At 53.6% G+C, this 2,194-nt stretch carries 3 protein-coding genes; 2 read left to right on the plus strand and 1 reads right to left on the minus strand.

The window, feature by feature from the left end:
* The first annotated feature begins 30 nt into the window (after positions 1-30).
* Together WH277_RS02580 and WH277_RS02585 are read left to right on the plus strand one after the other, a co-directional pair.
* Entirely contained in the window at positions 31-522 is a 492-nt protein-coding gene (locus WH277_RS02580) for a type VI secretion system baseplate subunit TssE (RefSeq protein ID WP_339454770.1), read from the plus strand.
* Positions 523-730: 208 nt separating this feature from the next.
* The gene (locus WH277_RS02585) at positions 731-1,126 is read left to right on the plus strand and encodes a polyketide cyclase (protein WP_339454771.1); all 396 of its coding nucleotides are present in this window, start codon (positions 731-733) and stop codon (positions 1,124-1,126) included.
* Between the two features lie 60 nt (positions 1,127-1,186).
* On the opposite strand, the gene WH277_RS02590 is transcribed toward WH277_RS02585, so the two are convergent.
* On the minus strand, positions 1,187-2,194 hold a 1,008-nt coding region (locus WH277_RS02590; RefSeq protein WP_339504243.1), incomplete at its 5' end, for an iron chelate uptake ABC transporter family permease subunit.

A 2,194-nucleotide genomic window follows, 5' to 3' on the forward strand; every position in this document is an offset into this window, starting at 1 on the left:
GAAAAATAACGTTTGCCTGAGGATTCAGTGATGGAAAAGAAAAGGCAGTTTTTGCCCACATTACTGGAAAGATTACAAGATGACGATCCAAAAAAAAGCATTGAACGCTTTGATGAATTATTTTTTGATTCGAGAATGATGCGATCAATTGTTCAGAAAGATATTGCTACGATGCTGAATAATACCAACATCGAAGACAGTCTTGATGAATACAAGCACAACCTGGTGGCAGACTCAGTTGTAAACTATGGCGTGAGTGCCCTGGTCGGCAGCTTTTCCCATCAGCATAGATGGCATTCGATTGAAAAAAATATCAGAACAGCGATTCTGCGATTTGAAACAAGAATTATTCCTGAATCACTGATGGTGCGTTCGCTACTGAGCGAAGAGCATCCTACAAAAAACGGTCTGATTCTTTTTGAAATAAGAGGGCTAATTGACTGGCATCCTCACCCAATCGACCTCTGTTTCCACGGACGTTATGATGTTGAGACTTCGCATGCTGAATTAAAAAGCATGTAAATAACAAGATTCCTCACCGTAGTGGAAAGCTGCACTAACGGTGAGGAACCTTATTCAGGCAACCCACGTTAACGTTTGTCGTTTCAGTCCTCGCCTACCGCCACATACAGCCGCTCTTCGCTACCCAGTTAACACAATAGAACGCTCCTCCTTCCCATCGTCCTTCCGGGATGGTTAAATCCGTTATTGACCACTGACCGGAGGTATTATGCTGTCCTCACATACTCTTAGCCTGGCTATCCATCGTAACTGGGTAGATTTGTATGAAACGATCTGGAAACCGGAGTTTTTCCCTAAGTGGGCTTCAGGTCTGAGTCAGGGGCCGCTTGAGCCGGATGGCAATAGCTGGAAAGGACGTGGCCCACAGGGACCGGTCAAAGTACGCTTCACCGAACATAATCCTTTCTGCATTATGGACCATTATATTGACAGCGGTTATAGCAAAGAAATCTTCGTCCCTATGCGTATTGTCGCCAACGAAGAGGGTTCACAGGTATTGATCACCGTATTCCGCCAGCCACTGCTGTCGGATGAAAAATTCGCCCAGGAACTGGAATGGGTGAAACGTGATTTACAGGCGCTACACAAGTTGCTGACTACCTGACAGCCGGGGGCACAGACGGACTTGCAGATGTTAGCTTCGGGCAGATGCGGCGGCACTCATTCAGCGCCGACGCAGTTGCCATAAAAACCAGGGCGCACCGATCAGCGAGCAAAGGATCCCTGCCGAAACAGGCCACGGCCAGGCGATGTTACGTCCAAGCCAGTCGGCCAGCACCATCAGCGTTGCCCCCAGCAATGCTGCCAGCCCAATCTGAGTGGACACACTGCGTGCCCCACTATAGCGAGCAAGCTGTGGGGCAATCAGCCCGACAAAACTCAGCGGCCCGATCAGCAACGTGCCACCCGCCGTCAGTGCCGCCGCCAGCAGCAGAATTAACAGACTATGGGTACGCAGATTCAGTCCCAGCGATTGTGCCGGTTGTGCGCCCAGTCCCAGCAGTTGCAGACCACGCCGGAGCAGCAGCGCCAGAGGAATCAGCACTGCCGCCTGCCCTGCCCCGGACAACGCAACACTGGCCGTGATACCTGCGGTCGAGCCAGTGCTCCAGTTCAGCAATTGCAACGCACGCGGGTCTCCGCTTAGCATCAGCAGGCTGGTCAGCGCGCCGCTGATACTGGTCAGACACAACCCCACCAGCACCAGACGCTGTGGTTGAAAACCCCGCCGGGCACCCAGCCACAACATCGCCCCGGTCGCCAGCAGGCTGCCGAACAGCGCGGCAGGAAACATCCACGACAACGGTCCCGCCAGCATAAACAGCAGCAGTATCGCCAGTGATGCACCGCTGCTGATGCCCAGCAACTCAGGGCTGGCCAGCGGGTTGCGCGTCAGGCGCTGAATTAACACACCCGCCACCGCCAGCATCGCTCCGGCAGCCAGCGATCCCAGCAGCCGCGGCCAGCGCCACGCCAGCAGCATCCCTTCATTGAACTGACGATTCCATCCCAGCGACAAGCCGATCGCCAGCAACAGCAGGCAAAGGAGTAGTGCGATCTTACGGCCACCCAACGGTGTAGAAAAAGCAGGTACATCCGCTGCGGCCTGAGAAAAATGAATGGTCCGCTGGCGGGACAGCAGCAGCAGGATCAGTGGCGCACTGAATAATGC

The organism is Erwinia sp. MYb416 (genome assembly GCF_037479575.1).
In the GTDB taxonomy this organism is placed as follows: domain Bacteria; phylum Pseudomonadota; class Gammaproteobacteria; order Enterobacterales; family Enterobacteriaceae; genus Erwinia; species Erwinia rhapontici.

Bases quoted from the DNA above. Each gene is read 5' to 3' on its own strand.
- WH277_RS02580 (WP_339454770.1), top strand. From the start codon at position 31: ATGGAAAAGAAAAGGCAGTTTTTGCCCACATTACTGGAAAGATTACAA.
- WH277_RS02585 (WP_339454771.1), top strand. From the start codon at position 731: ATGCTGTCCTCACATACTCTTAGCCTGGCTATCCATCGTAACTGGGTA.